This is a genomic window from Phyllobacterium sp., assembly GCF_037994425.1.
In the GTDB taxonomy this organism is placed as follows: Bacteria; Pseudomonadota; Alphaproteobacteria; order Rhizobiales; family Rhizobiaceae; genus Phyllobacterium.
On record NZ_JBBNAM010000377.1, the window covers coordinates 1 to 23,394 of the forward strand.

The following is a 23,394-nucleotide window of genomic DNA, read 5'->3' on the forward strand; positions in this document are numbered from 1 at the left end:
TTCTTCGATCATTTCGGCATTGATTTCCTCGGTCTTTCGCGCGCCATGACAGAAAACCTGCGAGCGAACTCCGTAGTGCAGGGCGGATCGACGATTACGCAGCAGCTCGCCAAGAACCTTTTTCTTACCAACGAGCGCAGCATCGACCGCAAGATCAAGGAAGCATTCCTTGCCCTCTGGCTGGAGTCCAACCTGACAAAAAAGGAAATCCTCCAGACTTACCTCGACCGCGCCTACATGGGCGGGGGCACATTCGGAATTGCCGCCGCCGCACAATTCTACTTCGGCAAGAGCATCAAGGACGTCAATCTCGCCGAAGCCGCAATGCTGGCAGGCCTGTTCAAGGCGCCAGCCAAATATGCGCCGCACGTTAACCTGCCCGCCGCCCGCGCCCGCGCCAATGTGGTGCTTACGAACCTTGTGCAGGGCGGGCTGATGACCGAAGGGCAAGTGGTCGGCGCCCGCCGCAATCCGGCAACCGTCGTTGATCGCGGCAGGTCGGAAAGTCCGGACTATTTCCTCGATTGGGCGTTTGATGAAGTACGTAAGGTGGCTCAGAAGCTGCCGACCCATACACTGGTCGTGCGCACGACCATTGATATGGGCATTCAAAAGGCTGCCGAAGAGTCAGCGGAGTATCACCTGCGCCAGTATGGCAAGGAGTACAACGTCACGCAGGCCGCCATCGTTGTGTTCGAAAACAATGGTGCAGTACGATCAATCGTCGGCGGACGCGACTATGGCGAGAGCCAGTTCAACCGCGCTACAGCGGCACAGCGTCAGGCAGGGTCATCGTTCAAGCCCTATGTCTACGCAGCGGCGATGGAAAAGGGAATGACCCCGAAGACCCTGATTTCCGGGGGCGCGATTTCTTGGGGCAACTGGTCGCCCCAGAACTATTCGCGGCAATATCTCGGCAAGATCGATCTTACAACAGCCTTGGTCAAATCCATCAATACGGTGCCGGTTCGTCTCGCCAAGGATTACCTGACAACGGCTCCCATCGTTGCTCTCGCCAAGGCAATGGGCGTCGAATCGCCAATCAGCTCGCACAAGACCATGGTGCTCGGCACATCGGGCATGACGGTGCTTGATCAGGCAACGGGCTACAATGTCTTCGCCACCGGCGGCATTGCCGGCATGCGGCACCCTTTCACGCAGATCCTCAGCCAGACCGGGGAGGTGCTTTGGGATTGGAAAAAAGATGGCGCGAAGCCGCACCGCGTCCTGTCGGAGACTGCTGCCAACAACATGAACATCATGCTGTCACAGGTCCCGGAATGGGGAACTGGCAGGCGCGCCGCCCTGCCCATGACCCGCGTTGCCGGCAAGACCGGCACGACCCAGAGCTATCGTGACGCGTGGTTTGTCGGTTTCACCGGCAACTACACGGCTGCCGTATGGTTTGGGAACGACAACTTCACGCCGACCAAGGAGCTTACGGGAGGCATCCTTCCGGCAATGACATGGCAGCGCTTCATGAACTACGCGCATCAGAACATCGACCTCAAGCCTATCCCCGGCATTGATCCGACTATGCCAAAACAGGAAAAGGTTGCCGCGACGAAACAAAAGACCGCTGACGATGAGGCGGATGCCCTGACCGCGCTCGAACGGCCGCGTGTCCTTTCCGGCGCAACCGCGACGGCCGTGCGTGAGATCGGTCAGGCACTAAGAGCTGCGCCACAGTTGAAACTGCCTGTTCCCCCGGAAAAGGTTTCTGCGCTTTGATTGCGTGCCTGAACGCTCCCGTGTAGTCATCGTCTTCATGCTTCGAAATGTTTTCCTTGCCCTCCTTGCGCTAGTGATTGCCGTCGGCGGCGGAACGCTGAGCGCGTGGTATGCGGTAAACCGTTTCGACGGCTTCGGTGCACTTGCCATTGGGCAATGGACCGCTCATCCTGACGCGGGCACCCCCCTCTCCGATCCCTACGCGAAGGCGCGGGCGGCGCGCGAGGGAGCCTTTCCGCTCGGCGGTACAGAGGGACTCGTCTTCTACGCCTACAATGACAATCAGGGTAAAACGCTTGACCGCCGCTGCACCTACAAGGTCGAGGGAAATACTCCGAACGCCCGCTTTTGGACGCTCTATGCAGCCGACCGCGCGCTGACGGCGCTCGATCCCGGCAAGGACAAGCTCCCCGCCCTTCATTCGCGGCAGATATATCGTAACGATGATGGCGGGTTCAGCGTAAGCGTTTCGCCGAGGGCGCAACCTGGAAACTGGCTGGCCACGGCGGGGAACGGGCGCATGGTTCTTGTCATGACGCTCTATGATACCCCGATCGCCAGCAACTCCGGCTTGGTCAACATGGCGTTCCCGACTGTTACGAGGGTTGCGTGCGATGGCTAAAATTCTTCGTGCCATCCTCTTTGGCCTTGTTGGAGCCGGTCTCGTCCACCTCGCCGTCGTGCTGCTGGTGCCCTACTATTCCAACCGCAACAGCTGGTCGCGTGTCTCCGCTTATGGCGACGACTGGCAGTTCCATCGGGTCATTCGTGAAGGCGCGCCGAGCATGGTTCCCCTCGCCTTCGATCCTTTGTTCCAAGCAACGGTCTGCCGCTTTGACATCACCGATTTGCCGGCGCACATCACGGGCGTTGGAACAACGCCCTATTGGTCGATTTCAGTTTACAACCGCCAAGGCGAGAATATCTATTCGATCAACGACAGGACAGCGATCGCCGATCAGCTCGACCTTGTCGTGGCAACACCCCTGCAGATGATCGAACTCAACAAGACCAAGCCTGAGTCCGCTGAAAACTCGGTCATGATCGAAGCTGACATGGATGAGGGATTCGTGGTCGTGCGCAGTTTTGTGCCCGATGGTTCCTGGAAAAGCCAAGTCGATGCCTTCCTGAACAGCGCCGAATGCACACCGCTACTCTAATATTTAGACCTTGAGCAACTCCATTCCGGCCGCCGTCCGCGAAGGATTGAACTCCTGGATATCGTAATAGGCCATCTTGGTCTGATGGAACGGGTCTTCGGCAAGAATGTCCCGCAATGCTGCCTCGCTCTCTGCCCTGGCAAGGATGATCCCGCCGGTTCGCGGTACCTTCGCACCCGATGCGAGAAACGTGCCCACCGCATATTGCTTGTCAAGGAACGCATTGTGCGCCGGGATCATTGCGTCCACCTCATCGAGTGGAACGACATAGGTCAAAGAAACGATGAACATCGGCTTTGCTCCTGATGATGATTCCTGCTGTCAGATGGTCATTCCGGGGCGGACGGTAAAGGCCCCGTGCGGCGATCACATCAATCGTTGCGAAGAACAGCGCCTCGCCAAGAACTACCCGGGCTGCGTCACCGGATCGACGAAATTGCGGTGCGATCTTGTTTTAGGCCGCTTAGGCGGGTCGGCCGGGTAGCGTTCGTAACGAACACCCGGAAATATCGTGATCTCGGCTTGACGGGGCCGAATTGTGTCGGCGCTGGGCCGGCGCTTGGTGGTGCTGCCTGGAAATGCGATGACAAACCCCATGATCCATCCGTATCGGTCTGTGTTGCTCTCCTTGGGATACTCCGATGCCTACGCGCGCATGATTTGCGCCATAATTTCATTAGACATGCCGATGGTTAACGGCTTGCTAACGCTTGGCGGCTAATTTTAGCCATTGTTTAACCGCGTTGTGCCTCGAGTGGAGTGTATTCGTGAAGTATCCTGAGTTTCGGGCACTTGAAGACCGCAACGGCGGCAGCAAGGCTGACGATCTCCTTACCGCATCGATTACCGCTTTCTGCTGCGTCGCAAGACCGGCAAGAAGTGACGCGCAACAACTTGAAGATCTCGCCGTTCCGCTTCTGGCACTCGCCTCGCCCAGGGTCCGCCGCCACGCTGCCGCCGCCCTTTCCGAACTTCCGCACGCGCCAAAACGCCTGATCCTGGCACTTGCCGAGGACGATATCGACATATCGGCATCGTTGCTCCTGCGCTCGCCACTGCTGACGCCCAAGGACCTCAGCGACATCGTAGCGCATAAAGGTCTCGCGCATGCCCGGGTCATCGCGCGCCGGCGATCCAATGATCCCGAACTCTTGAGCCTCCTGCGAAGCTTCAAAGATACCTCCATCGACAACGCGCTTGAGATTCAGTCGCATTTCAGTTTGGGGGAAGATCACCAGGTGCCCGAGCCGTCAGCGTCACAAGAATCGCAGCGCCTGCGCGAAACCCGTGAAGCGTTGAAAGCTCTGATGCGCGATGCAGCGCCGTCGGACGAAGGTGCGCTCGCCAACCATCTCGTCGACGCAGCGCTGCTGGATCAGACGCTGTCGTTCGAACAGGAGTTGGCCCTCGCCCTCGATCTTGATCCCGAGACGGCGAGAAAAGTCATCGGCCATGGCTTCAATGCCGAACTAACGATCGCTCTTGCGTCCCTCGGCCTGTCGGCAGAGGCTGCCCATTTGATTCTTACCGGCCTATTTGGGCTGGTGCACAAGGACCTGCGGTCCTTGCGCCTGTTCATCCAGTCTTACCGCCAGATCGACCGGGAGAAGGCACAAGCGACGGTCGACCGATGGAAAACTGCTGAGAACCCCCAGAAGCTGCGGCAGAAACTGCGCGAAATGGCGCAAGACTTTGAAGATGGCAGGCGGCGCGTTTCCTAGAGCTGCTCGCTATTCGGGGGCGACCGGGAAGAGTTCGCCACGATCGTCGCGATAGTCCTCGATTTCAACAATCCAGAGGTCACGATCCCAACGCTTCTGCTTTTCAAGATCGGCGTCGGCGTCAGCCTCTTCAACACGGCGCTTGAGCAAGGTGAACTGCCGTTCCTGCGGCTTCGATTCGTCATAGGCCATTTGCGGGGCGGGACCGAAGAGATCATAAGTCCCGTCCGCATTGCGAAATTTGATGAAGATCGCCCCAGCCTCGGCCGCCCCTTTCTTGGAAAGTGCGGCGAAAGCGCCGCTACTGTTGACACGGCGCACCAGTGCAGCAACCCAGAATTCAGAGGTGAGACGCATTCTGAGGCTCCAATCAGTTGATCAGGCCGATTTCCTGCATCTTGGCAAGGAGTTTCGCATCCGGCTCCCCTGTCACCGGCAGGCGGAATAGCTTCTGGAACTCACTCACCGCCGCCTTTGTAGACCCACCGACCTTACCGTCGATCTCGACCATATCGTTGCCAAACGCGCGCAGGCCCGCCTGAACCCGAACGATCTCGGCAGGCGAAAGCCCCCCAGGGGCACCACTTGCGGCGACATTCTGGGCGGGGCTGGTCGACACCTTCTGGACAATCGCAGACTCCTCGGATTGCGTTGGCTTCTTCGCCGGAACTGCGATGCTGGCCGTCGTCTCGCTTGGCTTGTCGACAGCGGGCTCAGCGTCGATGCCGATCTCGGCTGCCGCCTTGCGATAGGCTTCTATGGCCGCGCGCGTGCCCTTGCCGGAAATGCCGTCAACAGTGCCCGTATAGAGCCCGAGCGCCAGCAGCTTCTGCTGCAGCTTCGCGACCTCCGGATCACCGCCCGGCGCCAGAACCGGGTCGCCGTTGATAGCGGCGGCAATCGGATCCTGGCTTTGCGGAACCGGAACCGAAGTCACCTTGCGGATGGGAGCATCTACTGGTTGATTGTCCGAATTATCGGAAGCCTTGCCGAGTGGGCTTGCCTGCTGCTTGATCGGCTTGAACACGAGTTCCGGCCTTGTGCGGAAGAACACGCCATCATGCACATGTGGCTGATACCAGAGCGCATTTGCGGAGATGAAGCCGAGCGTCACCAGAAAGGCCGTCGTACCGCCGGCGATCGCCGGATTGCTGGCCACAAGTCCGCCGGCAGCCAACAGGACGACGGTGACCCGCCCCCGCTTCCGGGCGCGGCGCTTGCTAGGCCGATTTACGGGTTTCGGCATGGGAACCTCCCCTCATATCGCTCTCTATCCTGAATTCGACCACGTTTGCCGCCTCTTCCTTTTGGTCATCAACCTGCGGCCCATCGAGCGGAATGCGAACGTCGACCACTGTGCCCTCGCCTGGCGTACTTCTGATGTTGAGGGCACCGCCGTGAAGACCGATGAGGCCCTTGACGGTCGCAAGGCCCAGCCCCGTCCCCTCGTGTTTGCGTGTATAGTCATTTTGCACCTGGCGGAACGGCTGCCCGAGGGTCTTCAAGTCGGCTTCCATGATGCCGATGCCTGTGTCGCTGACAGAAAAGGCGAGCATGTCATCTTCAATCAGTGCGTCGATCGTAACAACGCCGCCACTCTCGGTGAACTTGACCGCGTTCGACACGAGATTGATCAGCACCTGATTGATCGCCCGCCGGTCCGCAACCACATTGCCGATCCGGGGGCTGACGCGGTCACACAGCGTCACGCCTTTCTGCGATGCCTGGTGCGCCATCATGTCGTGCACCATGGTGACGGCTTCCTTAAACGCGAAGGTTTCAGTGACGATCGGATAGGTGCCGGCCTCGATCTTCGACACGTCAAGGATGGCATTGACCACCGACAGAAGGTGCGTGCCCGAACGATGAACCAGTTCGACATATTCGCGCTGGCGCGAGTCGGGCAACTTGCCGCATATCTCCTGCAGAAGAAGATCGGAGAAACCGATGATCGAATTGAGCGGTGTGCGCAGTTCGTGGCTGACCGACGCAAGAAAGCGGCTTTTGGCGATTTCGGCGGTTTCAACTTCGCGGCGCGCATGGGCGAGTGCATTCCTGTCCGCAACGGCCTGTGCAATATCAGTGGCGACGACAAGAAAGCCCGCACCTTCGCTGTGCGGTACAGCGCGCAACCGATGGGTTGCGAACCGGACGCTGTGCGCATGTTTCGATGTCTCGCCAGGGGCAACACTGCGCAGCTTCACGTCGGCTGCCACGCATGCCGCGCCAGCCTTCAGATCGGCGAGGAAATTTGCGTACTGGACACGATCCGAGACGTGCACCCTCTCCATCAAGGGTGTGCCTATCAGCAGGTTGCGAGCAATGCCGAATTGTTCCTGCGCCCGCAACGACAAGGACTCGATTGTCCCGTCAGTTGCGAGTCGTATCACGACGCCTTCAATGGCGTTTTCCAGATCGGCCACACGATCGTCACGGCGTGCTGACCGGACTTGGCCGAAAAGAGCGCTCGCGGTTCGAACAATCAAGATCGCCACGTAGCAAAGCGAAGCCAGGACCACGAAAGGAGTAAGAGCTACTGCCCCGCCGATCTCGAACGCCACGGCAAAAAGTACCGCGAGGACCGAGGCGGCAACAACGCCCGAAATCCCCAGTGCGGCCCTCGATCTCTGGACGAACCATGTCTCCAGCGGGATCGCAGCCGCCATCAGCCACAAGAGGAGATTTGCTGATGACGCACCAATGCTGATTGCAGCAATCGAGGCACCGTAGGCAATGAGCGCCGCCGTGCCGACTGTGGAGCTTTTGCGCGAAAGCGAAAGCGCGCCGCAGAAGATCATCGGCAGGGCGAGGACCCCGACGACGAGGCTTACGATGCCCGCAACTTCATTCGTCAATGAGTGACTTGTCAGCAGGGAGCTAACCAGCAGCAATGGCATTGCAAAAAGGCTGCCAGCCATGCGTGCGTCTCGCGCTCGCTCTGCCGTATCCACGACGGAGCCACTTACCCAGCGCTTGCAGAGACGATCAAAGGTCTCGACAATCCTGGATCGAATGACGGAATGAATCGGCACCAGCTTTTTCCTGCTTTCCACATGTTCCGGCCTGCGCCGAATGGCATGTGGTCATTATCCCGAATGTCGCTTGCAACATTCTTGTCGGCGTTAACTTTTGCAGACGAGGCTTTAAGGAAAGGATAAAACCGGGCCTCCGTCGGCTGCTTGCGATCCGTTTCCAGCGATTGTGAAAGGCATGGTAAATGAAGGGTTGCCCCTCGATGGCCGCGCGCCTTTCGAATCGAGAGAACCGCCTCCTCCCGTTCGAGAGATTCTTAATCCTTCGTTTCTAAGATCGATTAAATTCGGAACTTTGCCGCAACGAGTTCTTGCCGGTTCTATGTCAAGCTTGTCCCGAGGAATGCCGTTACGAAGATTGGGCAGAGGAAATAGGTCATGGGTTTCCTGATCAGATTTGCGATCAAGTTCTGCTTCTGGATGATGCTGGTTTCGCTGTTCATTCCGGCGGGATCGAAGGACGAGCGCGGCGGAACTCAGCCCGGCCCGCTTGAAGCATTCGTGGCGGCGCGAGAGACCCTTATTGATCTGGGCGATTTCTGCAGCCGCAAGCCGCAAGCTTGCGAAACCGGAAAAGCTGCATTCGCCAATGCGGGCGAGCGCGCCGGAGAGGTCGCCAAGGCGGGTTACGAATATCTCGGCACGCAGCTTGGCAAGGACAACCCAAGGCCCGACGCAGCCGTTGCGACAGCGCATGGGGACACGAACACCACCGCACCCGGAGCGGACGCGATAAAGGCGAAGCTGCGCGAATTGGCATTGCGCGAAGTGCTGGAAGCCGTGGATCGGCAAGGTGAAGCCGCAAGCGTCGATAAAACGACCCAAACAGGGACAGTCACGCGAAACTAGCCGGTTTTTGCGTATTACACGGTGACGTTTGCCGCCAATATCCTTATATGTGCTCTAAAGGGATTTAGTCATGGCACAGACGATTGACGACATTATTGCTGATTTCGATTTTCTCGATGATTGGGAAGACCGGTACCGCTATGTCATCGATCTCGGACGCGACCTCAAGCCATACCCGGAATCCGCGCGCGATGCCGCCCACAAGGTCAGGGGCTGCGTCAGTCAGGTTTGGTTGAAAAGCTCACTTGCTGAAGATACGGATCCCGTCATTGATTTTCTTGGCGATTCCGACGCGCATATTGTGCGTGGCCTCGTCGCCATCATGATGGTGCTTTACTCCGGCAAGCGTGCGTCGGAGATTCTGGCGGTGGATCCCGAAGCGATCCTGAAAAAGCTGGGCCTCGACGAGCATCTGACACCGCAGCGGTCAAACGGCTTGCGTGCCATGATTGGCCGTATTCGAAGCGAGGCTCTGTCGGCGCTCGCTATGGCGTGACCTTGCTTGCATAGGCTCGATCAAAGTACGGGCCGGTAGTCTTCCGCTCCCCAGTGAATAATGCGCTGACTTCGCCGTGACGGCGCTGGCGGATGATAGTGTCGGTCAAGCGTGGCCAGGGCGGTCTTCAGGATCAGCTTCGCCCAGCGGACTGGCCACTGGCGTTCGCGTTCGATCGTCTCGAGCCCTTTAAGGAAGCAACATACATCGACAAGTACGCCGGAAAGCTCCGGTCCCACAGCCTCCAATGCCTGCTCAACGCGTTGACGGGCGGCAAGCGCGGCATCGGTGATTTCCAACACGCCGTTGGAGCGCGAGCCGGTACCCGTTACGTCCCAGTTGACGCCGATCGAGGGCATCAGGTTGCCAATCGTATAGTCGGCTCGCAGCCGCTCGCCTGCCCTGAATACCTGGTCGTCGATGAACGGCACCCCGTTGGCGTTCCGGCGCTTGCGTAGCATGGCAAGCGGCGACTCGCCTTGATTGCTTAATACCTGCATCGCTCCCTGCCGGTCGGCAATGAGAACGGTAGTCTCTTCGCGATGCTGCCCTGTAAAGGGATCGTTGGCTGAGCCGAGACGGCGCAGACGGGCCCTGCCGGCTTGGCTCAGCGATAGCTGCCGCTCGCGCAATGTAGCGATACCATTGCTTAGCGCGGATTGCATTGTGAGGCATTCAATGGAAATGGCGCCATGGTGCCGGCTTTCGAGCGTCATTCTTTCACTCCCGGCGTGTTCAACAAGTTCGGCCGGGCCTTTTGTCAGAAACCGCAACAGCCGTAGCTCGCCATTTTTCTGGTATCGCGTGGTCATCGGCGCACCGTCCCGTCGCGCATGAATGCGACCTTCACGACATTCTCGATCGTCTGCACAATCCGGTCAAATTCCAATTCCTCGCGCATGTCCTCGATGAGATGGCATGCGTTATTGACGGTACTCCGGTCGCGGCCAAAGGCGAGCCCCACCTCGCTCATGGTCAGGGCCAGCGTCACGTGCGCGACATACATGCCGATTTGTCGGACCCGCGCCACCGGACGCTCGCAGCGCGAATGCGAGCGCAGCTCGCGGCCGCTGACATTGAAGAAAGTCGAAAGAATGTCGATAAGGCCGTCGCACACTTGAAGCAGCCGCTCATCGAGTGGCGCCTCCCCGTCGATCAGAACGAGTTCCGGCGTCTTCGATTTACCGCGCCTTGGCCGGATCGATTGAATCAACGCCCTCGCCTCGGGAGCCGAACGGATCAGATTGGGAAAGCTCGAAGACATCCTGACTCCACTTTCTAATAGGAATATCTTCTTATATTTCGCCCATCAAGTGTGTGGATAAGTTTTTCGATGTATATGCGATAATACCTTGTATATCCGTCATATTTTTGCGCTTAATCAAAAATGTAGGGGATATAAATCCTACTACGGACCGCCGAGGCACATACTCGTTCCATCCACAACACGGGGATCGAACATGTCAGCGGCAGGATGGAAAAGAGAGAGAAGCGCGTTTCTCGCGGCCAGGGAGGGCGAAATAAGCGGAGCGCGCCAAAGGCTTGCGCTTCAGATCCTGTGCGGCGAGGATCTTGGGGCGGTACTCATGCTCGACAACGCGAAGAAGGAGCGTATGTGCAAGCGGCTCAAGCGACTGATCGAGCGCGAGCTCCTCAAGGGAGCCAAAGGCCACTGGAGCTATGATCTCAACCGGCACATAGGGCTGAAGCAAGCTCTGGAAACACTAAGGCGTCGGTTTCAGATGGCGGCGCGCGGCCCTGACGCCCTCGCACTGCCTGAAAGGAAAACGGCGCCCCGAGGCGCCGTTTGGTCGTTATGGAGATTGTATGAGGGGCGTCGATCAGGCGGCCTTCTTGCGCTTGCGGCCAAGACCCATGTTCTTCGCCAAGCGCGAACGCGCTGCGGCATAGTTTGGAGCAACCATCGGATAGGACGGATCGAGATCCCACTTTTCGCGATACTGTTCCGGGGTAAGGCTGTAGTGGGTCATGAGATGACGCTTCAATGATTTGAACTTCTTGCCATCCTCAAGGCAGACGATGTAGTCGTCCGCGACAGATTTCTTAGGATTGATTGCCGGCTTCGGCTTCTCCTGGACAGCAACGACAGCTTCAACGCTACCGCCAACCCTGCCGAGCGCAGCATGAACGTCGGCAATCAGACCGGGCAAGTCGCCGGAAGGTACCGAATTGTTGCTGACATAGGCAGCAACCAGTTCGGCAGTGAGTTCAAGCAGGACATCGCCGGCAGTTGTGTTTGAATTGTCGAACGTGGTCATCTAAGTCCAATTCCTTCGTCTATTTTTTTATCTCGTTAGGTAGATTAAAATCACCAATATAAAGTCGAGAACACGCAGGGTCTCCAACGCCTTTGATAACACTCTATTGCGGAACGGATTTTATTTGTCAAATCAATACTTCGTTCCAAAAAGAAATATTTCAAATAATCCCGTGAATAGAGATTAAAAGCAGGCAAACGAAGAAGGACGCAAGAAAGCCAGAACCTGACTCTAGGTGCGACAACACTTTGGGAATGCTGACAGCGATTTGCGGCATACCACTAAGACAAAAAATGGCAAAAATGAGGAACAATCGCGTGGGCCCCAAGCATTCTATAATAACAGATATTGCCGATTCTAGTGTTGATGCCTACATCTGGCGTAAAAAGGAACCCCCTATGACCACAAGAACATTCAAGGTCGTCAAGTCCGATGCGCAATGGCGGGAACAGTTGACCCCCGAACAATATCAGATCACCCGACATCACGGGACCGAACGTGCTTTTTCCAGCCCGAACTTCGATAGCAAGTTAAAGGGGCTCTACAAGTGCGTCTGTTGCGATAGACCGCTCTATCGTTCCGAGGCAAAGTATGAATCCGGCACGGGTTGGCCGAGCTTCTACGCACCGATAGAACCCGAAGCGGTTTTTGCGGTCGAGGACCATTCCTACGGCATGCGGCGCACCGAGATAAAGTGCTCGGACTGCGACGCGCATCTTGGCCATGTATTTCCCGATGGACCACCTCCGACAGGCCTGCGCTATTGCATGAACGGCAATGCGCTCGTGTTCGATCAGGATTGACGCGAAGTCAGCGTCGCCTACACATACGTTTCGAAATCGTTTCGCCCCGGGGTCTCCCGCCGGTAGCCATGAAAGTTTTTAGATGACCTTTACTTCGCGCTTTCCAGATCTCCCTGCTCCGCAATCCGAAAAAAGGCCGGTATCGGATACGCGCCACGGCTTAACGAGAATCGACAACTACGCCTGGATGCGCGCCGAGAACTGGCAGGACGTTTTCCGTGATCCGGCGACGCTGGATCCGGCGATTCGCCGGCATCTCGAAGCTGAGAACGCCTATCAGACATCGCTGATGGAGGATACGAAACCGCTTCAGAAGACCCTGTTCGACGAGATGAAGGGACGCATAAAGGAGGACGATTCCTCGGTCCCTTCCAAGGATGGGCCCTACGCCTATGGCACTTCCTACAAGATCGGCGGCCAGCAGCCCCGGTTTTTCCGCACGCCACGTGACGGTGGTGAACAGACGATGCTGCTGGACGGCGATCTCGAAGGCGAAGGCAAAGCCTATTTTCGCCTGGCTTCGGCCGATCACTCTCCCGATCACAATAAGATGATCTGGGGATTCGATGATAAAGGCTCGGAGTTTTTTACCCTCAAGGTTCGTGAGCTGACCAATCTACAGGACCAGCCGGACCTCGTCAGCGACACCACGGGCGGCGGCGTTTGGAATGCGCAGTCGAACGGCTTCTATTATACGCGTGTCGATGCCAACCACCGCCCTTCGCGCCTCTTCTATCACGAGCTTGGGCGACCGGAGAGCGAGGACCGGCTGAACTACGAAGAAAAAGATCCCGGTTTCTTCCTCGGTGTCGGTGGCAGTTCGCTGAACGACTTCATCTTCGTCGACATTCACGATCATCAGACGTCGGAAGTCTGGCTTATCCCTGCCAATGACGCGGCGGCGGAGCCGAAGCTGGTTGCCGCGCGCCAGCCTGGTGTCGAGTACAGCCTGACCGAGGGCGGTGACGTCTTCTACATTCTGACCAATGACGACAGCGCCAAGGACTTCAAAATCATGAGCGCGCCCGTCAACGCACCGGAAAAGGCCAACTGGACCGAAGTCGTTGCCCACAAGCCTGGGCGACTTCTCCTTGGCCACTCTTCCTACGTCAATCACCTCGTCTGGCTTGAACGCGAAAACGGGCTACCACGTATCCTCATTCGCGGCCGTCAAACGGGCGAAGAGCACTCCATTGCCTTTGACGAGGAAGCCTATGCACTGGGGCTGCAGGGCAGCGCGGAGTACGACACGGAAATCATTCGCTTTTCCTATTCGTCGATGACGACACCAACACAGGTCTACGACTACAATATGCGCACCCGCGAGCGCATATTGCTGAAGACCCAGGAAGTCCCATCCGGACACAATCCCGATGATTATGTGACACGCCGTTTGCTGGCGCCTGCACCGGACGGCGAGATTGTGCCTATCTCGATCGTCTATCATCGGAATACGAAGATCGACGGCACGGCGCCCTGCCTGCTTTATGGCTATGGATCATACGGGATTACGATCCCCGCGAGCTTCAATACGAATTGCCTGTCGCTTGCCGATCGCGGCTTCGTCTATGCCATCGCCCACATACGCGGCGGCAAGGACAAGGGTTACGACTGGTACGAGAACGGCAAGCGGTTGAACAAGAAAAACACGTTCTCTGATTTCATCGCCGCCGCGCATCATCTGGTTGCGGAAGGATTCACCAGCCACGACCGCATCATAGCTCAGGGCGGTTCAGCCGGGGGCATGCTGATGGGGGCCATAGCAAACATCGCTCCGGAAGCGTTCGGAGGCATTATTGCCGAGGTGCCGTTTGTCGATGTGATCAACACGATGCTGGACGATACGCTGCCGTTGACGCCGCCCGAATGGACCGAATGGGGCAACCCCATTACCTCGGCCACGGACTACGCGTATATGGCCTCCTATTCGCCCTATGACAATGTGGAAGCAAAGCACTATCCGCCGATCCTTGCGGTGGCGGGACTGACCGATCCCAGGGTAACCTATTGGGAACCGGCAAAGTGGGTAGCGAAACTGCGCGAGGTCAAGACGGACGACAACCCGGTGCTTTTCCGCATCAATATGGAAGCCGGACATGCGGGGGCATCAGGCCGTTTCTCCCGTCTTGAAGAGGTGGCCTACGTCTATGCCTATGCGTTGAAGCTGGCCGGAAAAACGCAAATGTGATGGCCATCGCAGAAACTTGACGTGGCCCAACCCCGTTCCTTGCTGAAACAGCCGCGCAATCATGCAGCGGATTTAGTATAGTTACGACATCGGGCTACGGAGGTTTCTTGCAATGACGCATAGCAGATTCATTCTATTGGCAGCGATCGGCCTCGCAGCCCAACCTTTCCTCGCCATCACCCAGGTTGATAGTGCGGCGGCTGTGCTCAAGAATGTCAGCGAATATGCCGGACGGCGGTGCAATACCCCGCCGCGCGGATCCGGCATCATTATCGGCTATTATTCCGGAACGACCGACAATCCGATTATATCCTTCGGCGGTGATGAGGCTCCCGTCACTGCCGTACGGTGCTTCACCTCGATGCAGGAATGTCAGGGCTGGCTCTATACGATGCGAAGCAAATACAACGACGGACCTTCGGTATTGATCCGCTGCGAACGCCGCTAAAGGGCGGTGGTCATTTCGGCGTGGTCGGATAGCCGTTCGGGTGGGGAGGCACCGCCTTCAGATAGGCGGCGATCGCCTCGCGATCGGACGCCTCAATGTGCGCCATGTTCTGCACCACGTCGGTCATGGAACCGCCAAGGGAATCGAAGTCCGGCGTAAACCCACTCTCGAGTGCGTAGGCAAGGTCCTTCTCGGACCAATCACCGATCCCGCCCTCGCCGTCTGTAATATTGGGAACGACACCCTTGCCCTCGGCCGCCTTGGCGCCAGCAAGCCACATGCCCTTGTCGAGACCGCCTATGGCATTTCGTGGGGTGTGACATTCGCCGCAATGTCCGGGGCCCTCAACGAGATATTGGCCCCGCTTGACGGCGTCGGTCGCATCCGCAATGGCAAGAACAGGTCCCGGCGAAAGGTAGAGCCGCTTCCAAAGCCCGAGACCGCGACGGATATTGAACGGGAAACCGAGTTTGTGCGGCCCGGCAACATTATCGGTGGGCGGCAACGTCTTCAGGTACGCATAGAGATCCGCGATGTCCTGCGTCTGCATGCGGGCATAGGATGTATAGGGAAAAGCTGGGTAAAAGTGCCGGCCATCGGGTGCAACGCCGGCCATCATGGCGTTGGCGAGATCCTCTAACGACCAGTCGCCGATGCCCTGTTTGGAGGGGGAGATATTCGGCGTCACAAATGTGCCGAACGGCGTTGCGAGGTTGACACCGCCGGCCAGCACGAGCCGCGCATCGCCCTTTGAACCGGGTGCCGCGTGGCAGGAGGCACAACCGCCCTGCCAGAATACCTTCATTCCCCGTTGAACATCTCCTGGAACTACCGCCGCGAGCAGCGCTGGATCAATGCGAACTGGGGCCGTTGCGAACCAGAAGCCTGTTCCGGCAATGGCCGCCAGCAGGACGATAAGCAGCACGGCCCTGCGAATCATCGTTACGCGCTCAGTCTTTCTTGATGCGGAAGGCCTTGTGGCAGGCGCCGCAATTCTCCGTCACCTGATTGAAGACAACTTTGAAACTCTCGATGTCTTTGGGCTCGGCTGCAGCGGCCTTGGCGGCGTCGGCCTTGTATTTCGTCAACGCGGCCTCGAAGCCCGCACTGTCTTCCCAGATCTTGGGAGAGGCCGTCGTCTCACCTCCCTGATCGGTACCTGCTGGAAACAGGGTAACCAGGTCGATCTTCTGTGCATCTTCGTTGAGGTGTTTTAAAGCAGAGATGACCAATGCGGCATCAAATGGCTTTTCACCCTTGATGATGGGGGTGATGCTGCCCACCGTCTTCCCTTGATCCTTCATCAGTGCCTGCCGATCCTTGATTGGATCAGCGACAGCCGATGTGCAAAAGACTGCGATCGCGAGTATCGGCGCCGCAGCCAAACCAACCAGTTCTTTCATGGAGTGTCTCCCGACTCTTGTGGCTAAACTTAGTGTGGCTTCAAGGGGTCTTTCGACCACCCTAATTCAAGGGCCGTCAAAAGACTTGTCGCGGTTGATCACATTTTCGTTTGTGGAAAGCACGCACGAATCAAAAACCCCGGCCTCTTCAGCCGGGGTTCAACATCGTTTCGCATCGAGAAATCACAGGTTGAAATAGATGCCTGTTCGATAGTAATGCCGACGGTAGTAGGGCCTGTCATCCCAGCGGCGATAGTACGGGCGGTCCCACCGGCGATAGGATCGGCGATCCCAACGTCGATGGTCTCGACGGTCCCATCTACGGTCCCAACGGCGGTCCCAGCGACGATCCCAGCGATGATGACGTCGTTCCCAGCCATAGTGCCTCCGATCCCAACGATCGTGAACGGTCTGGACATTTGAGTTTGGCGTGCCGGCGCGCGCAGCCTCGATCGGCCTTTCAACGGCGATTGGAGCGGCCTCAGCAACTCCAATCGATCCTATAGTTCCGAACGACATCAGGGTGGCGCATATGGCTGCTATCAACTTTCGCATCATTCCTCCAATGAAAGCTCGCTTCGGATGGGCTTTCAACGTGTTCAAATACTGGAGCCTAAGACTTTAGGCGAAGCTCCTGAACGCTGGATGAATAACGAATGTGGCAGAGTAAGGATCATCCCTGGTGCGATCTCTTATCGAGTCAATTTGGCCAGATTTGTGAAGCCGCCGGGTTGGCTGCTCGGTTTGCCTTGCTCGCGCGCACGTGCTTCCAATTCGGTGAGTGGTATTCGACGATCTGCTGCCGGTTCCGTAGTGCAACCCGCCCCATCCCCTTGGCAATTTTACCTGCCGGCAAGATTTCCAGTGAAACAGGCAATATAGCAGTACTGGCATTAGAATTTGAACAAAATGCTACAGAATATATTAAAGCACCCAATACAGTATACGCGTACTTTCTCATAACACCCCCTCAATGCGCTTGCATTCTCGGTGCGTTTTACTGGATCAGTTTATTCTAGACTTCGCGTTCCCAACTAATTGCTAGCCGTTGTCTTATAACCGTCGCAGGCAAACGCGCCTTCGCGAGTTTACCTAATGTTTTCAAGACGATATACCGGCCACCGGAGAGGTGTGCGGGCGTTAAGGTTAATTATGCTGCGCGGTGTGTCGAACAAATTTGATCCGTGACCTGGCTGCAGCTCCTGACAAAATATGGCATTATCTACCGCGTTGGAGGGCGAACCGATGTCCCGCTCGGAACCGCTGTTGCACCTTATTCAGATTATGCGCCGGCACCGTCGCCCGGTAAGCGGAAAGGTCCTCGCCGACGAAACCGGCATCAGCATTCGCACGCTCTATCGCGATATCGCCAGCCTTCAGGCGCAGGGTGCGCATATCGAAGGTGAGCCAGGTATCGGATATATGTTACGTCCCGGCTTCATGTTGCCTCCTCTAATGTTCTCGGAAGACGAATTGGAAGCGCTCGTGCTGGGTTCCCGCTGGGTCACGAAACAGCCCGATATCCGACTCGCCGTTGCCGCGCGTGACGCCCTCGGGAAGATCGTCGCCGTTCTCCCCGATGACTTGCGCAATGATGTCGATACCTCGGCTCTGCTGGTCGGGCCGCATAGCCCCGCGCCAGATACGATCGACCTTGCTGCAGTCAGGAAAGCCATCCGTTCGGAACGCAAACTCAACATCACATACCGCGACGGCAACGGAACCCAGTCGCGCCGTCTGATTTGGCCATTTGCCCTCGGTTTTTTCGATCGCGTTCGGGTAATTGTTGCCTGGTGCGAGCTACGTCAGGACAATCGCCACTTCCGCGCCGACCGCATCTCGGCGCTTGAAACGACCGACACGCGCTATCCGCGCCGACGTCACACCCTCCTGAAACAATGGCGTGAGGCCGAGGGCATCAAATCCTTGGATTAACCCGTGCGAAGCTACTGCCAGAAATTGACAGTGGCCGATGCTACTTTGCTCCCGTCACCAACAGGAGGTTAAGATGCACAATCCCGATTTCATGCTGATCTACGTCGCGGACCCATCGCGCAGTCGCCGTTTTTATGCCGAACTGTTCGAACGGGACCCTGTCGAAGAGTCGCCCAACTTCGCTATGTTCGCCCTTGATTCAGGCCTGAAGTTTGGAATGTGGTCGCGTGAGGAAGTCGAGCCGGCACCTACAACTGTACCTGGGGCAAGCGAGTTGCTCTTCAGTGTTGACAATGTCGAAACGCTAGAGTCCACGCATCACGAGTGGAGCCGTCGCGGTCTCGTCATTGCACAACAACCGAAGCGGATGGATTTCGGCCACACATTCGTGGCGCTCGACCCAGACGGCCACCGTTTGCTCGTCATTGCGCCAGAATGACACAGCACCAGATTGCTGTTTCCTCGGCGATCATGTCCGATCGGGCTGTGAGGGTGGCTTCATTGTGCTCGGCCGTGGGCACGGCTTCGTCCCATACGGACGAGATGTCGAATGGGGCGCGACACGCACACACCCTCCGGCCCCCGCTCGACAAGTTTCGTTCACGACCAGCAAGCAACTCCAAGCCTGCGCCCGAATTCCGACTTGATCGAAACGGCAATGAAAAACAAGACGGCCCCGTAATGACGGGGCCGTCTGTGTGACTAGCGATCATGCTGCCTGGATAGTCGTGAGAAATCGTCGTGGCCATCAATAAGTTCGGATGATTACGACTGAAAAAGCGCTCACTCGCTTCGCTAGTCAGTGGGGACTCATAAGGCGCGGTGGAAATGCACAGCCTTGGCAGCAAATTATTAGGTAGTTCAAACGCCGAAAAAGTTCTCCAAGATAGGGGTGACAGTCACTTGGGCGCGCAGTCCTTCGATCAGACAAGGTTCCATGCGAACTCGTCCGCTGGAAGAGCCGCAAAACTTCACGTGATCAAGGGGGAAGACATCTGCCAAGTCGGTGTCAAATCATAATGAATGTGTCAAAAAGTTCGTTTGTTAATAAAAGAATCAGCACGCAAGTAATGAACTGGATTTAGCTGAAATCGAAAATCGCAAAAAGTGACAGCGTTGTCCCTATTTGCGCGTGGCGAGATCGCCTAGATTTATCCCATTGGTAGAATTGAACAATTTTGAAAGCATTTCTAATGACACCATCCAATTCCGGGGCCGAACTTCTGGTCGTTGAGGACCAGCATTTGATGCACCGGGGGTGATCGGTTCCAAGCGGTTGTGACGTTTTGGTAGGGCTTGGCCGACGTCCAATTGAACACAGCCAACTGTGCGGACAGTTTCGTTGAATGGATATAATGAAAATTGCTTTTGATACGCATGAAATAATTGTCCCAATACTTTCGAGCGATGTTTCCGAGAAAATCTGGTCTGCACTCCAAAACGGTACCTACGAGGCGAAGGAAGCTTTTTGGGTAAATCGTGCCGTCCGCCCGGGTGATCGGATTTTGGAACTTGGTACTGGTCTCGGCATCATCGCTTCGGTGCTTGCTGCGACCGATGACGTTCGCGTTCTGGCTTTTGACGCCAATCCCACGGTCATCGACCTTGCGCGAAACGTCGTCAGCGCGAATGGCCGTGGCAACGTCACGATCAGCCATGGCCTGCTGATGGCCGGCGCGCCGCGCGAGGCCAAATTCTATATACGCAAGGATTTCTGGATGTCGTCGACATTCGAGAATCAAGGGCCGTACGAGCGCGTCATCAATATCAGGTCGGTTGATATTGACGAGGTCATCGCTACTGCCGGGATCACATTTCTTGTCATGGATATCGAGGGCGGGGAGTACGAACTTATCCGAGGCGCCGAATTCCCGGGCGTCGAACGCGTTTTCCTGGAATTGCACGATCATCTCTATGGCCTCGATGGTGTCATGCAGATCATGGCGGCAATGACAGCCAAGGGATTTGCATATGATCCAAGAGGCTCGTGCGGTGCGTGCGTGCTTTTCACCCGCAACCTCGCCTTGCGCGAATACGCTGAGGAGGCTGGCTTTGCTGTCCTTTAAGCCTATCTGGGTAACCGCATTCTTCTTTCCGATCATTCTTCTTTTGTTTACCGCCCCTTCCAGCAGCCAATCGCCCAACGAGGGCAGGCTCGTCGTTAGAAACGCCGACGGTGGTTTAGTAGAGACATATTCGCGCGACCGTCTGCGAGCGGAGTTTCCGATGCACGAGTTAACGACCGCTACACCGTGGAGCAGCGGCGAACGCCTAACGTTTCGTGGTCCACTTCTAGGAGACATATTGACGAAGAACGGAATAGCCGGCGCTGAAATAGAAGTCGCTGCTTCTAATGAATTCGTTGCAAAGGTCCGCGCGGAGGAGATCGGACGATTTTTACCAATTCTTGCCATGGACCAGCAATGCACAGCCGAAGATCAACTGAGTGGTATTTGCAATCCCGGCCAGTTTTATCGCCCCTTGTCGATGGAAGATGGCAGGCCCCTCTACCTGGTCTGGCCGCTCCACAATTTACCCGCTACCTACGTACCTGCCGCAATGCCATCTGGGTATGGTTCGTCACGTCTCTCCGTGCCGAGCAATGATGAGACTGGTTAGACGCTACTTCGTTTTCACCCTTTACACCGGACTCTTGGCTTCGGTTTGTCTTAGCGTTTGGACTCTGCTGCGGACAGATATTTACAGGCAGCAAACTGAGATCATTTTCAGCCAAAGCTCCGAGATACAGTGGCGTGCGTCCCAATCACGGGACAAGGTTGCGCGGATTATCGGCTATCTGAATCTTGCTTTGAGAACAGGCGAGCGGGATCCGCGACTGCTTGAGGATACTCGCATGCTGCGCTTCAATCTGAAGTCGCTAGCTGCTCTCGACTATGCGCGCGCTTTTATGCCTCCGCAGGATCCAAATGGCCTCGAGCGATCTATAAGGTTGCTGGATACGTCCGTGTTACCGCAAATCTTGTCCAAAAATTTCAACGACTTGATGCGGCCAATGACTCTCATTGACCTCTACCTTGGGGGACTGTTGGGTGCAACTCTGGACCACAACCAGACTATAACCGCCACAACACATATCGAGACGGAGGCAGCCGGGAACCGTTTGGTGCTTTTTGCAGCACTTTCCGTACTCATCTCTAGCGCAATTGCGATTTATCAGCATGCTCGCAATAAGAGCCGGGAAGACCAACATATCCGGTCTTTTTCGCTGCTGTTTGCCCATATGACGCGCACGCGTGTTGCCGCGTTGCGGCTATTTCTCTCGTATATCGACGGAACCATGCGACCATCACCGGAGATGACCGAGGCAGCTCGTACCACGATTCTTGAACTCGACTCGATCAATGAAGGCTTGATGCAGATTGGCCATAGGCGATCCGACGCCCGGTCGACACGTCTTGGCGAGGTTGTCGACGAGATCGTTCGAACCTCGAAGCATTGTTTGAATGTCCAAGCTAGTGATGACGCCTTTGCCATCAGGGTTCCGGCAGCGCAATTCCACCTGCTTATCGACGAACTTGTTCGCAATGGGATCAGTGCAGTCCCATGCGACAGGCAACCACAGATTACGATCACAGCAAGCATTAAGCGTCATTTCATGGGTGCGACGCAACTGATCTTGACCGTTGGTGACAACGGAGCCGGCATGAGCCCCGACCTTCTTGCCAAGGCACGCGAGCCCTTTTTCTCGACTAAAGCGGGAGCCCATGTTGGGCTAGGTCTCACCAATTCCGTTGAATTGATCAAATCCATGGGAGGAAGGCTCAAAATCCTGTCGACTCCATCCGTTGGGACAGAAGTCCGTATAACCTACCCAATTTGAGGCAACCTCACTGCCTAATTCGCCAGTATTTCGAGTTCGAGACGGCTTAGCCGTTCGCGGTCTGCAATCGCCTCGATGCCAGTGATCCCTCCGTCTACGATCGTCAGGGCGAGGACTATCCGCAGTTCGCCGTCAATAACCACTGCAAGGCCCATGCCGCCATCAATCCTCGCCGGTTGCGCGGCCTGCGCCCGGCCAACGAAGGTGCTCGCGACACCCGCCGCACCGCGAATTTCCGCCGCCCCGCCCAGTGCGACCGCCGTTTGGTCGGCGCGGAACACGACGTCGGGATCAAGAATTGCAAGCAATGCATCGAAGTTGCCACCCCGCGAGGCGGCGAGAAAGGCATCGACCACCTCCCGCCGTCGCTTTCGGTCGTGGTCGTGAGCGGTATCCGCTGCATGTACCCTCCGTCGCGCCCGGCTTGCAAGCTGACGCGTCGCCTCCGGCGATCGGCCAACAATGGAAGCTATCTCGTCGAACGGCAGGTCAAACATGTCGTGTAGTACAAATGCAATGCGTTCGGCGGGAGTGAGCTTTTCGAGAACCACAAGGAGCGCCGCGCCAACCTGATCGGCGAACAGCGCCTCCTGCTCGGGGCTCTCACTATTGTCCGCTGCGGGCTTCCCGTCTCCGATTTCCAGCGGATCCTCACGCCGCGACCCTCGCGCACGCAGCATATCGAGGCAAATGCGTGAGACGACCGTCGTCAGCCACCCGCCAAAATTGTCCACGCCACTCGTGTCGGACCGGCTGAGGCGAATCCAAGCCTCCTGGACAGCGTCTTCCGCCTCGCTGCGTGAGCCGAGCAAGCGGTAGGCAACGGACCGCAGTCGACCGCGGTTTGCTTCGAATCTATTGGCCAGAAATTTTTGCTCGTCCATCGGTCACATTTCCTCGTCTCGCTACGTCACACCTATGACGAACGAGAGCCAACCGATGTGACAGGCAGTATCACGCGGGCGGCCCCGGCGTCTCTCCGGATGCAAGGCATACCGGTCACCAAACACCTGAACAGCTTTAAGGAGCGTAAAAATGCAGGCACGTATGAACAACCCGGCCCTCGTTCTTCCCGAGGCAATGAAAGCGCTGCATGCGTTGGGGGTCGCGACCGAGTTGGAGGGAGTACCCGCCCGCACGCGAGAACTCTGTCATCTGCGCGCCAGCCAGATCAACGGCTGTAGCGTTTGCGTCGACATGCATCCCCGCCTTGCGAGGCAGCACGGCGAAACCGACCAGCGGCTCTTTGCTGTGGGCGCTTGGCGCGATGCGCCATTCTTCAGCGATGCTGAGCGCGCAGCGCTTGCGCTCACTGAATCGGTTACGCGCCTCAGTGACCGCGCCGATCCGGTGCCGGACGATGTGTGGGAAGAAGCCACAAAATATTATGATGAGAAAGCCTTGGCTGCCCTCATCCTGTCGATTGCCCTGATCAATGTCTGGAACCGGCTCAACGTCAGCGTCAAGATGGTGGCCGGCGCTGCCTGGAGCTGACCACAAAATAAAAC

General features: G+C 57.0%; 25 protein-coding genes and 1 pseudogene. 16 read left to right on the top strand and 10 right to left on the bottom strand.

All coding sequences use genetic code 11. The features are described from left to right. The 3 genes from AAAB35_RS25260 to AAAB35_RS25270 all read left to right on the top strand — a co-directional run. Positions 1-1,731: PBP1A family penicillin-binding protein (locus AAAB35_RS25260; RefSeq protein WP_340671057.1), on the top strand; the 1,731-nt coding region annotated here is incomplete at its 5' end. 37 nt (positions 1,732-1,768) lie between these two features. After that, entirely contained in the window at positions 1,769-2,353 is a 585-nt protein-coding gene (locus AAAB35_RS25265) for a DUF1214 domain-containing protein (protein WP_340671058.1), read from the top strand. Further along, the gene (locus tag AAAB35_RS25270) at positions 2,346-2,891 is read left to right on the top strand and encodes a DUF1254 domain-containing protein (RefSeq protein WP_340671059.1); all 546 of its coding nucleotides are present in this window, start codon (positions 2,346-2,348) and stop codon (positions 2,889-2,891) included. The genes AAAB35_RS25265 and AAAB35_RS25270 overlap by 8 nt, the downstream gene beginning before the upstream one ends. Positions 2,892-2,894: 3 nt before the next feature. Here the strand turns inward: AAAB35_RS25270 and AAAB35_RS25275 are convergent, their stop codons facing one another. Further along, entirely contained in the window at positions 2,895-3,182 is a 288-nt protein-coding gene (locus AAAB35_RS25275; RefSeq protein WP_340671061.1) for a YciI family protein, read from the bottom strand. A 476-nt stretch (positions 3,183-3,658) separates the two neighbouring features. Here AAAB35_RS25275 and AAAB35_RS25280 point away from each other — a divergent pair, with 476 nt between their 5' ends. Then, positions 3,659-4,612, top strand: coding sequence for a DUF2336 domain-containing protein (locus AAAB35_RS25280; protein ID WP_340671063.1), 954 nt, complete (start codon positions 3,659-3,661; stop codon positions 4,610-4,612). A 9-nt stretch (positions 4,613-4,621) separates the two neighbouring features. Here AAAB35_RS25280 and AAAB35_RS25285 read toward each other — a convergent pair whose 3' ends face one another. From AAAB35_RS25285 to AAAB35_RS25295, 3 genes are read right to left on the bottom strand one after another with little or no spacing between them, the layout of a single operon-like run. Continuing rightward, the gene (locus tag AAAB35_RS25285; protein ID WP_340671065.1) at positions 4,622-4,969 is read right to left on the bottom strand and encodes a DUF1491 family protein; all 348 of its coding nucleotides are present in this window, start codon (positions 4,967-4,969) and stop codon (positions 4,622-4,624) included. Positions 4,970-4,982: 13 nt separating this feature from the next. Then, positions 4,983-5,858, bottom strand: a complete 876-nt coding sequence (locus AAAB35_RS25290; protein WP_340671067.1) for a peptidoglycan-binding domain-containing protein — start codon at positions 5,856-5,858, stop codon at positions 4,983-4,985. Beyond that, positions 5,833-7,644: an ATP-binding protein gene (locus tag AAAB35_RS25295; protein ID WP_340671069.1), complete on the bottom strand. Its 1,812-nt coding sequence runs from the start codon at positions 7,642-7,644 to the stop codon at positions 5,833-5,835. Before AAAB35_RS25295 ends, AAAB35_RS25290 begins: the two co-directional genes overlap by 26 nt. A gap of 378 nt (positions 7,645-8,022) precedes the next feature. On the opposite strand from AAAB35_RS25295, the gene AAAB35_RS25300 reads away from it, so the two are divergent. After that, entirely contained in the window at positions 8,023-8,493 is a 471-nt protein-coding gene (locus AAAB35_RS25300) for a DUF5330 domain-containing protein (protein WP_340671071.1), read from the top strand. Positions 8,494-8,563: 70 nt separating this feature from the next. After that, positions 8,564-8,989, top strand: a complete 426-nt coding sequence (locus AAAB35_RS25305; RefSeq protein ID WP_340671074.1) for a SufE family protein — start codon at positions 8,564-8,566, stop codon at positions 8,987-8,989. A 20-nt stretch (positions 8,990-9,009) separates the two neighbouring features. Here AAAB35_RS25305 and AAAB35_RS25310 read toward each other — a convergent pair whose 3' ends face one another. Both AAAB35_RS25310 and AAAB35_RS25315 read right to left on the bottom strand, forming a co-directional pair. Beyond that, complete coding sequence (locus tag AAAB35_RS25310; RefSeq protein ID WP_340671075.1) at positions 9,010-9,705, bottom strand: DUF6456 domain-containing protein; 696 nt, start codon at positions 9,703-9,705, stop codon at positions 9,010-9,012. A 92-nt stretch (positions 9,706-9,797) separates the two neighbouring features. Further along, positions 9,798-10,253 (bottom strand): helix-turn-helix domain-containing protein, encoded by a 456-nt coding sequence (locus AAAB35_RS25315; RefSeq protein WP_340671078.1) that lies wholly within the window; start codon positions 10,251-10,253, stop codon positions 9,798-9,800. A gap of 196 nt (positions 10,254-10,449) precedes the next feature. Here AAAB35_RS25315 and AAAB35_RS25320 point away from each other — a divergent pair. Then, positions 10,450-10,716 (top strand): annotated as a pseudogene (locus AAAB35_RS25320) (cytoplasmic protein); the annotation flags it as partial. A 114-nt stretch (positions 10,717-10,830) separates the two neighbouring features. Here the strand turns inward: AAAB35_RS25320 and AAAB35_RS25325 are convergent. After that, positions 10,831-11,268: a MucR family transcriptional regulator gene (locus tag AAAB35_RS25325; protein ID WP_340671081.1), complete on the bottom strand. Its 438-nt coding sequence runs from the start codon at positions 11,266-11,268 to the stop codon at positions 10,831-10,833. A 398-nt stretch (positions 11,269-11,666) separates the two neighbouring features. Here AAAB35_RS25325 and msrB point away from each other — a divergent pair, with 398 nt between their 5' ends. From msrB to AAAB35_RS25340, 3 genes are all read left to right on the top strand, one after another. Continuing rightward, on the top strand, positions 11,667-12,071 hold the full coding sequence (gene msrB, locus AAAB35_RS25330; RefSeq protein ID WP_340671084.1) for a peptide-methionine (R)-S-oxide reductase MsrB: 405 nt from the start codon (positions 11,667-11,669) through the stop codon (positions 12,069-12,071). Positions 12,072-12,153: 82 nt separating this feature from the next. Then, positions 12,154-14,259 carry a S9 family peptidase gene (locus AAAB35_RS25335; RefSeq protein WP_340671085.1) on the top strand — a complete coding sequence of 702 codons (2,106 nt, stop codon included), beginning with the start codon at positions 12,154-12,156 and terminating at the stop codon, positions 14,257-14,259. Positions 14,260-14,371: 112 nt separating this feature from the next. Then, positions 14,372-14,707 carry a metallophosphoesterase gene (locus AAAB35_RS25340; protein ID WP_340671087.1) on the top strand — a complete coding sequence of 112 codons (336 nt, stop codon included), beginning with the start codon at positions 14,372-14,374 and terminating at the stop codon, positions 14,705-14,707. A gap of 10 nt (positions 14,708-14,717) precedes the next feature. Here AAAB35_RS25340 and AAAB35_RS25345 read toward each other — a convergent pair whose 3' ends face one another. Continuing rightward, positions 14,718-15,647, bottom strand: a complete 930-nt coding sequence (locus AAAB35_RS25345; RefSeq protein WP_340671089.1) for a cytochrome c — start codon at positions 15,645-15,647, stop codon at positions 14,718-14,720. Between the two features lie 10 nt (positions 15,648-15,657). Continuing rightward, positions 15,658-16,110 (bottom strand): cytochrome c, encoded by a 453-nt coding sequence (locus AAAB35_RS25350; protein ID WP_340671091.1) that lies wholly within the window; start codon positions 16,108-16,110, stop codon positions 15,658-15,660. A 1,245-nt stretch (positions 16,111-17,355) separates the two neighbouring features. On the opposite strand from AAAB35_RS25350, the gene AAAB35_RS25355 reads away from it, so the two are divergent. The 5 genes from AAAB35_RS25355 to AAAB35_RS25375 all read left to right on the top strand — a co-directional run bounded on the left by AAAB35_RS25355 (position 17,356) and on the right by AAAB35_RS25375 (position 21,886). Then, complete coding sequence (locus AAAB35_RS25355; RefSeq protein WP_340671093.1) at positions 17,356-18,045, top strand: YafY family protein; 690 nt, start codon at positions 17,356-17,358, stop codon at positions 18,043-18,045. Positions 18,046-18,118: 73 nt separating this feature from the next. After that, entirely contained in the window at positions 18,119-18,484 is a 366-nt protein-coding gene (locus tag AAAB35_RS25360; RefSeq protein ID WP_340671095.1) for a VOC family protein, read from the top strand. Between the two features lie 916 nt (positions 18,485-19,400). Further along, on the top strand, positions 19,401-20,111 hold the full coding sequence (locus AAAB35_RS25365) for an FkbM family methyltransferase (RefSeq protein WP_340671096.1): 711 nt from the start codon (positions 19,401-19,403) through the stop codon (positions 20,109-20,111). Next, a complete protein-coding gene (locus AAAB35_RS25370) occupies positions 20,098-20,664 on the top strand; it encodes a hypothetical protein (RefSeq protein WP_340671098.1) in 567 nt (188 codons plus the stop codon). The genes AAAB35_RS25365 and AAAB35_RS25370 overlap by 14 nt, the downstream gene beginning before the upstream one ends. A gap of 235 nt (positions 20,665-20,899) precedes the next feature. Beyond that, positions 20,900-21,886, top strand: coding sequence for a sensor histidine kinase (locus AAAB35_RS25375; protein ID WP_340671099.1), 987 nt, complete (start codon positions 20,900-20,902; stop codon positions 21,884-21,886). A gap of 14 nt (positions 21,887-21,900) precedes the next feature. On the opposite strand, the gene AAAB35_RS25380 is transcribed toward AAAB35_RS25375, so the two are convergent. Next, positions 21,901-22,770, bottom strand: coding sequence for a sigma-70 family RNA polymerase sigma factor (locus tag AAAB35_RS25380; protein ID WP_340671101.1), 870 nt, complete (start codon positions 22,768-22,770; stop codon positions 21,901-21,903). A gap of 151 nt (positions 22,771-22,921) precedes the next feature. Between AAAB35_RS25380 and AAAB35_RS25385 the strand changes: the two genes are divergently transcribed. Continuing rightward, positions 22,922-23,380: a carboxymuconolactone decarboxylase family protein gene (locus AAAB35_RS25385; RefSeq protein ID WP_340671102.1), complete on the top strand. Its 459-nt coding sequence runs from the start codon at positions 22,922-22,924 to the stop codon at positions 23,378-23,380. The last annotated feature ends 14 nt before the right edge of the window (positions 23,381-23,394 follow it).